This is a genomic window from Ferruginibacter sp., assembly GCF_014377975.1.
Classification (GTDB): Bacteria; Bacteroidota; Bacteroidia; order Chitinophagales; family Chitinophagaceae; genus Ferruginibacter.
The window spans coordinates 1-7,420 of sequence record NZ_JACMOO010000401.1 but is presented as its reverse complement, the minus strand read 5'-3'; the positions used below and the strand labels follow the sequence as shown (position 1 = coordinate 7,420).

The window sequence follows — 7,420 nt, the reverse complement described above, 5'->3', positions numbered from 1 at the left end:
GTACCATTTGCGGCAGAAGCAGGAGGTAAATAGGCGGTGAGTGTTGGTTGCACTACATTGTACACCACCCGGGTTTTATACATGTTTTCGTTATTGTCTTTCTCCTGCCAGTTCCAGTTTTCTGTACCAGGCGCTTTACCTGGATACAATTGTATTACAGTCTGAGCCTGTACGGGGGAGAAAATAATGGCGAAAAAAAGAACTGGCATAAGAACTTTTTTTGAAGGAGCAGAAAAATGTGAGCAGTGCATCGTTGTATTTTTAGTTGATGTAAAAATAAACGAACCTTGGTAAATAGGAGAAGATAAAATAAGTACCCTTAAAATTAAAAAAACTGATATTAAAAATTTGCAGCAATGTAGAAACTGAAATTTAACAGATGGATTTATTTCGGTGATTCCTTTCTTGCATTGATAGCTGGTAATTCAGCAATTTTTAACACCGCCCCGATTTTATTTTCATTACTTTTTCTCCAATTTTGATAAGTTTACAAAGCTGACTGGAAAGACAAAAGGGATCGGCTAAATAGTAGCGGCATAAAAAAAAGCGTTGTCCCATTACAGTACAACGCTCTTAAAATGGTAATAAAATTTATTGACCAATTTTTTTGCTGTTGGTATTTAATTGCTGGTTGAGTGCCTTCTTATCCGCTTTTGTTAAATGTCCCTTATCCATTTTACGCATATCCTTTTTTTCCTGGTTGATGGTTGAAAGGTTTTTACGATCCTGTTTAGCATGGCCTTTTGTTAAATCGCCTTCCTTGCGTTCTTCGGTAATGCGTTTTTCCTGATTGTCTATCCTGCCGTTAACTTCATTTACCCTTGAGTGGTTGCGGATATGGGTTCTCTGATGACCCGGACCTGCCTGCGCAAAAGAAGCTGCACAAATAATAACTGCGATTGATGTTGCGATAAGTGATTTCATTTTTTTAGTTTTTAATTGTTTTTAAAAAGCTCGTTTTTAAGAACGGAAATGTGGCAGGAAGTTTATTTTACTATCCTCCGTTAACCAAAAAATAACAGATTGGCAAATACGGATGAAATGTATTGCCATAGCTGAAATCTGAATAGTACTTACCCTTCGCGAAAGTGGTAATATTGAATTGACTTGCTGTGCAGAATACTTTTAATTTACAGTAAAAGAAGATCACTCGCTTTCCATAATAAACACCGTCATAGTTTTAGGACCGTGGGCACCCAAAACCAGCGACTGTTCTATATCTGCCGTTTTTGAAGGACCGGCTATGAAGGTTCCGAACGCATAGGTTGTTCCGGCTATTTTATCATACGCTTCGTGCATGGTAGCTATAATATTTTTTGTATCAATAATAGCTACCAGGTGCTGGCAAATAAAGGGCAATACCCTTTCCTGCAAAATGGCTTCGGTTACCCAAACCGAACCATTTTCGGCTACGCCAAAATGAGCAGGAATAATAGCAATATCCACATCATTGAGTAAGTGCGGATCATCACCCTGCTGATAAAATGTTGCATAAGGAGAAAGTTCAGGCAACACTGAAATAATTCTGCTGGTATCAATAAACTGTACTTTCAAAGTATCAATGACAGCGGCTATATTTTTAACTTCATACACGCTGCCTCCGATTGACTGCAGGATGGTCTTGTACTTTTCAACAACATCTGTAAATGGTTGTTGAAAATTTTCTACCTCGGGTAAGGCTATAAGGGAAGGCTGATTATTTTTTATATTGGCTAAAATATTTTCTCTGCTCACACGCCCTTCTCCTAAAGGGATGCCATTATTTGCGTCCTTGGTTTGCATAGTTTCCATACTATAATTTATAATCTGTGTTTTTAGCTTTGCTCTTTTCGGTTTTTTTTATACCACTCTCCAAAAGATTCAGGAGGCGGCGATGGCATGTCACGCTGTTTGTACCACGCGTTTAATTTATTATTTACCAGGAAAGGAAAGTGTTTGATGACCCAGCGACCCATTTTACCTGCCAACCGGTAAAAGCCTGGACTGGACAATGTTACAGCCATCCCCTTCATAGCTATTTTTTTTGCGGAAGGTACATAACCTTCCTTCACCAATACCTGCCGCCATTTGTACAATTGCTGATGGATATCAATTTTTACGGGGCATACATTGCTGCAACTACCACACAATGTAGAGGCGAATGGCAGATCGGCATACTGTTTCATATCAAGATTGGGTGCCAATATAGAACCAATAGGCCCGGCAATAGCCGTATGATAACTATGGCCGCCGCTACGCCTGTACACCGGACAGGTATTAAAGCAGGCCGCACAGCGAATACACTTTAACGAGTTGCGAAAATCTTCCCGGCCAAGTTGCCTGCTCCGGCCATTATCGACAATTACAATGTGCAACGTTTGGCCTATGCGTGGCTGTTTAAAATGACTGCTATAGGTAGTGATGGGTTGCCCGGTAGCACTTCTGGTAAGTATCCGAAGAAATACACCAAGGTGTTTTTGCAGCGGTATAATTTTTTCTATTCCCATACTGGCGATGTGTACATCGGCCAGGTGAGCGCCCATATCTGCGTTGCCTTCATTGGTGCATACTACAAACTCCCCCGTTTCTGCCACGGCAAAGTTAACACCGGTAATAGCTGCCCGGCGGGTTAAAAACTTCTCCCTTAAATGCTCCCTTGCAACACCCGTTAAAAACTGGGGATCGGCATTGCCTTTGGGTGTGCCGAGGTATTGATGAAACAGTTCTCCTATCTCTTCCTTCTTCCAGTGAATACAGGGCAGTACAATGTGGCTGGGCGCTTCGTCGGCCAGTTGCACAATGCGCTCGCCCAGATCGGTATCTACCACATCAACACCAACAGATTTTAAATAATCATTCAGGTGACATTCTTCCGTTAACATCGACTTGCTTTTTACAATCCTGCTGATTTGATTTTGCTGTAGTATAGAATGTATAAGCTGGTTGTGCTCTTTATCATCTGCTGCCCAATGTACCGTAATGCCATTTTGTTGTGCATTTTTTTCAAACTGCAGCAGGTATTGATGCAGGTTTGAAAGCACATTGTTTTTTATCTGCGAAGCCGTTTCTCTTAATGCTTCCCATTCGGGCAAAACGTGTACTGCCTTATCTCTTTTTTGCCTTACAAACCATAATGTTTCGTCATGCCAGTCAACCCTTGGTTCATCCACATTGAATGTAGCTGCCAGGGTTGCATGATCTTTATTGTTGTGTTCCATTTGTATATTTTATTTAATTTTTCTCTGGCATAAATGCCAGAGCAATTCATAAATGCCAGAGAAATTTATAAATGCCAAAGCAGTTAATAAATATCAGAACAATTCATAAGTACCCAAACAATTTACACATGCACGGGTAACTTAAAAAACCGGGTACAACTCATCGCTTTGATAAAAGCTGAATAAATAATAAATGTACAAGGGTGCGACGCCAATACAGTACCACATTGCTTCTTAGTCCGGACAACAATAAATACCCCTATACATAACTCATAACACATAACTTAGATCTCATAACTAAAGAGAAGCGTTCAATATCTCCGCAATATGCTTTACCTGCACCTTGCTCTTTTGTCTTTTCAAAATACCCTCCATGTGCATCAGACAGCTCATGTCGGCGGAGGTGATAAATTCTGCTCCGTGATTGATATGATCTGCTACCCTGTCTTTGCCCATCTTAGCACTTACCGCTTCTTCAAACACACAAAAGCTTCCGCCGAAACCACAGCATTCATCCGGCCTGCTCAATTCAACGAGCTCAATACCTTTTACCATTTGCAACAGTTTTCCAGGCTTTGAAAAAGGTTCCGCAACCAGCTCACTCATTTGCGAAATTTTTAATCCCCGCTGGCCATGACAACTCTGATGCATGCTTACTTTATGCGGAAAACTGGCATCGAGTTTTTCTACTTTCAATATATCGGTCATAAATTCGGTGAGCTCATATATGTTACTGCGAATAGCCGTTGCCGTTGCTTCGTGCCGGTCGTGGTGCAAATGCTCTTTGATGTGCAGCGTACAACTGCCGGAAGGACAAATGATGTAATCGAGGTTAGCAAAGTTTTTTACAAACAGTTCATCGCAACCTTTGGTTAGATGCTGAAAGCCGGAGTTTGCCATGGGTTGTCCGCAGCAGGTTTGGTTGGGCGGATACACAACTTCCACGCCCAGTTTTTCCAGTAACTGCAATGTTGCAATGGCTACCTGTGGATAAAACTGATCGACATAACAAGGAATAAACAGACCTGCTTTCATAAAAAAACATTGTTTGAGTGGGTATACAATTTTAGTTCAATAATGTCGAATGGCAATGTTTTGTTATTCCAGTGTGCGTGCATTACCAGGGCGGCACCGAGGGCAGAAGCTTGTGCAACCGATGCTGCAAAGATTTCCATGTGCGGAAATGCATTTGCCAGCAGGTGCATATACACTGCATTTTTGCTAAAACCACCGTCTACAAAAATTCGCTTTACCGTGTCCTGCAGCACAAGCCTGGTTGATTGTACCTGTTGTTGTATAAGGTCAAAAATAAACTGGTGATAAGCTGCTTCGTACGATTGGAAATCATTCAAATCTCTTTGACCAAAACGGGAAGCCGAAACCATTGCGGCATTGGTTACAACAATAGATGGTGTTGTATTATTTTTAATAAAGGAAGGATTGTATTGAACAGTTGAAAAATGATTGAGCGGCTGATTAAAATGCCCGGCGAGTATTTTTGCCTGCTGTTCATGTTCGTAGCCGGCAAACAACCTGCTTGCTTTTACCATTTTGTCCTGGTAGCTAAGATAACATAAGCAGTCCTGGTGCAGTTCTTCTTCGCTTAGTGGTTCATCGTTAAAAGCATTTAAACTAATGCACCAGGTACCGGTAGATAATAAAATAAATGGTTCCTGAAATGCTGCGAGGTATGGTATCAATGCGGCAGAACTATCGTGCAGACCGGCACCTGCCGGAATAGTTTTATTTACAAAACCGGCGATAGAATTACAAGGGAGGATAGCCGCAAATTTTGTATCAAGGCCCTCCTGTTTAACCCATGGGTGATATTGATGGCTGTTAAAATCGAAAAGGTTGGTATGGCATCCGATGCTGGTAATATCTGTATATGTTTTACGGGTAAGAATATAGCTGATGTATTGGGGCAAATGCAATGCAACTGCAATATGCGCAAAGGTTTCAGGCTGTTGATATTTTAACCGGTACAACTGCATGCCCGAATTTAAATTTCCCAATACCGGCGAGGCAGTTTGCTTTGCAAAAGTGGTTTCACCGCCATAGGATTTGTAAAATTGCTCCTTTAAATATCCGGGATATTCTTTCAGATAATTGTATAAGGGACCGATTACTTTTCCCGCTGCATCAATATATACAAAACTTGCTCCATAAGTAGAAAAGTTGACTGCTTTTATTTCAAATTGCCCGTTGTCTGTGATGGCATCAAATGAATTTTTTACCCATTGTGTTAAGGCTTGCACATCTTCGCAGGCAAAGCCATCTTCATCAGTTGTTTCAGCTAATTGCTCACTTTGCTCCTGCACGAGCTTATACTGCTCATCAAACAACAATAATTTTTTATTGGTTTTACCAATATCGAAGATGGCTATAACATTTTGTTTGTTCATGTATTGATAATGATATTTTTTGATCGGGTATCATAAAACGTGACAGACTTTCCTATTCCAGAAGAGATGTAACTATGGTAGAAAAAAAATATTAATACACAATAAAAACGAAAGATGAAAGAACAGCGTATCGTAATCCTTTCAGGATTTTATTCTGATTATACTTATCATCTTTTATAAAACTACCAGCCTTTCAGGCTTTAAATGCGGGGCAATTTGTTTCGCAAAAAAAGTAATGATCCCTGCTTGCAGTGTTCCGTACCTTAACCAGCATTGATATATACGCTTAAAAATATTATAACCCTGTTGCTACCGTCTTAGCTCCTCTTTGTTTAATAAGAGCTTCTCTCACTTTTTCAATTCGGTACAAGGCCAGCGGATTCAATGCTGCACCGGCTTTTAGCCTGGCTTCGGCAACCAGCGCACGGGTATCGGTGCGAAAGGCCTGCTGTAATATTTCCTGTGCGGTTACTACATCATTGTTATTTTGAGCAGCCTGCAATTTTGTTCTGTCAACCAGCAATGCCTGAGCGTAGGTGAGCATGATGGCTTCTACTGATTGCAGTAAATCTTCCAGCGGATCTTTTACATTGTGCGATGCATCAATCATCCAGCCGATACCATTGGCGTGGTTCATGCCTTTGGCATCCATGCCTTCTACCAGTTCATTAAAAATTAAAAATAATTGGTAGGGTTTGATACTACCTACGGTTAAATCATCATCTCCATATTTTGAATCATTGAAATGAAAGCCGCCCAATTTTCCTTCCATCAGCAACAGTGAAACAATTTGTTCAATGTTGGCGTTGGGTAAGTGGTGACCAAGATCAACCAGCGTAAATGCTTTTGGTCCCAGTTTATTTACGTAAGTAAATGATTGGCCCCAATCGCCTACGGTGGTAGAATAAAAATTGGGTTCAAAGGCTTTGTATTCTAAAAACATTTTCCAGTTGGCGGGTAAGGCAGCGTAAATTTCTTCCAGGCTTTGCAGCGTGTTTTGAAAAGCAGTCCTGAAATTTAACTGGCCGGGAAAACAACTGCCATCACTTAGCCAAACGGTCAATGATTCGGAGCCCAGTTCGATGCCATATTTTATTACTTCAATATTGTGTTCGATGGCTTTCTGACGAATGGCTTTGTTTACATTTTGTAGTGACCCATATTTATAACTTAACTGTTGCCCGGGCTGATCCTGAAAAGTGTTGGAATTCATGGCATCAAACTTTAATCCATGTTGTGCAGCCAATGCTTTTATATGAGTTGCATTTTCCGGAATATCCCAGGGAATGTGCAAAGAAATGGCACCGCTGGATTGGTTGAGTGCATGCAGCAATCCGATGTCTTCAATCTTTTCCTCGAGGTTACGGGGTTCCCCACCACCGGGAAAACGGCCAAAGCGGGTACCGCCTGTACCCAGCGCCCAGCTTGGAATGGCTACCTGGAAGGCGATCAGCTTTTCGATGATTGCTTCTACATTGTTTACATCTGCGGCAATAAAATCAAACCTGCGCTGGTGATCTTTTTGCAGCGAGTGATTGTGTTCTTCGATTTTAATTTTTTCTATTTGCATATTGTTTTTTTTGAACCACTAAGGCAGAAAGACAATAAGTAGCACTAAGCTCTTTTTGAACCACTAAGGCAAAAAGACATTAAGTGGCACTAAGCTCTTTTTGAACCACTAAGGCAAAAAGACATTAAGTGGCACTAAGTTCTTTTTGAACCACTAAGGCAAAAAGACATTAAGTGGCACTAAGTTCTTTTTGAACCACTAAGGCAAAAAGACATTAAGTGGCACTAAGTTCTTTTTGAACCACTAAG

At 40.8% G+C, this 7,420-nt stretch carries 6 protein-coding genes and 1 pseudogene; all 7 read right to left on the bottom strand.

The features are described 5' to 3' along the window. Window positions 1-209 (bottom strand): annotated as a pseudogene (locus tag H7254_RS19635) (hypothetical protein); the annotation flags it as partial. Between the two features lie 382 nt (window positions 210-591). Then, window positions 592-924 carry a hypothetical protein gene (locus H7254_RS19630; protein WP_301934592.1) on the bottom strand — a complete coding sequence of 111 codons (333 nt, stop codon included), beginning with the start codon at window positions 922-924 and terminating at the stop codon, window positions 592-594. 222 nt (window positions 925-1,146) lie between these two features. Beyond that, complete coding sequence (locus H7254_RS19625) at window positions 1,147-1,791, bottom strand: LUD domain-containing protein (protein ID WP_301934591.1); 645 nt, start codon at window positions 1,789-1,791, stop codon at window positions 1,147-1,149. Window positions 1,792-1,814: 23 nt separating this feature from the next. Then, window positions 1,815-3,197 (bottom strand): lactate utilization protein B, encoded by a 1,383-nt coding sequence (locus H7254_RS19620; RefSeq protein WP_301934590.1) that lies wholly within the window; start codon window positions 3,195-3,197, stop codon window positions 1,815-1,817. 297 nt (window positions 3,198-3,494) lie between these two features. Continuing rightward, entirely contained in the window at window positions 3,495-4,232 is a 738-nt protein-coding gene (locus H7254_RS19615) for a (Fe-S)-binding protein (RefSeq protein WP_301934589.1), read from the bottom strand. Beyond that, window positions 4,229-5,602: an FGGY-family carbohydrate kinase gene (locus tag H7254_RS19610; RefSeq protein ID WP_301934588.1), complete on the bottom strand. Its 1,374-nt coding sequence runs from the start codon at window positions 5,600-5,602 to the stop codon at window positions 4,229-4,231. The genes H7254_RS19615 and H7254_RS19610 overlap by 4 nt, the downstream gene beginning before the upstream one ends. A gap of 295 nt (window positions 5,603-5,897) precedes the next feature. Further along, complete coding sequence (locus tag H7254_RS19605) at window positions 5,898-7,172, bottom strand: TIM barrel protein (protein WP_301934587.1); 1,275 nt, start codon at window positions 7,170-7,172, stop codon at window positions 5,898-5,900. Window positions 7,173-7,420 lie beyond the last annotated feature (248 nt).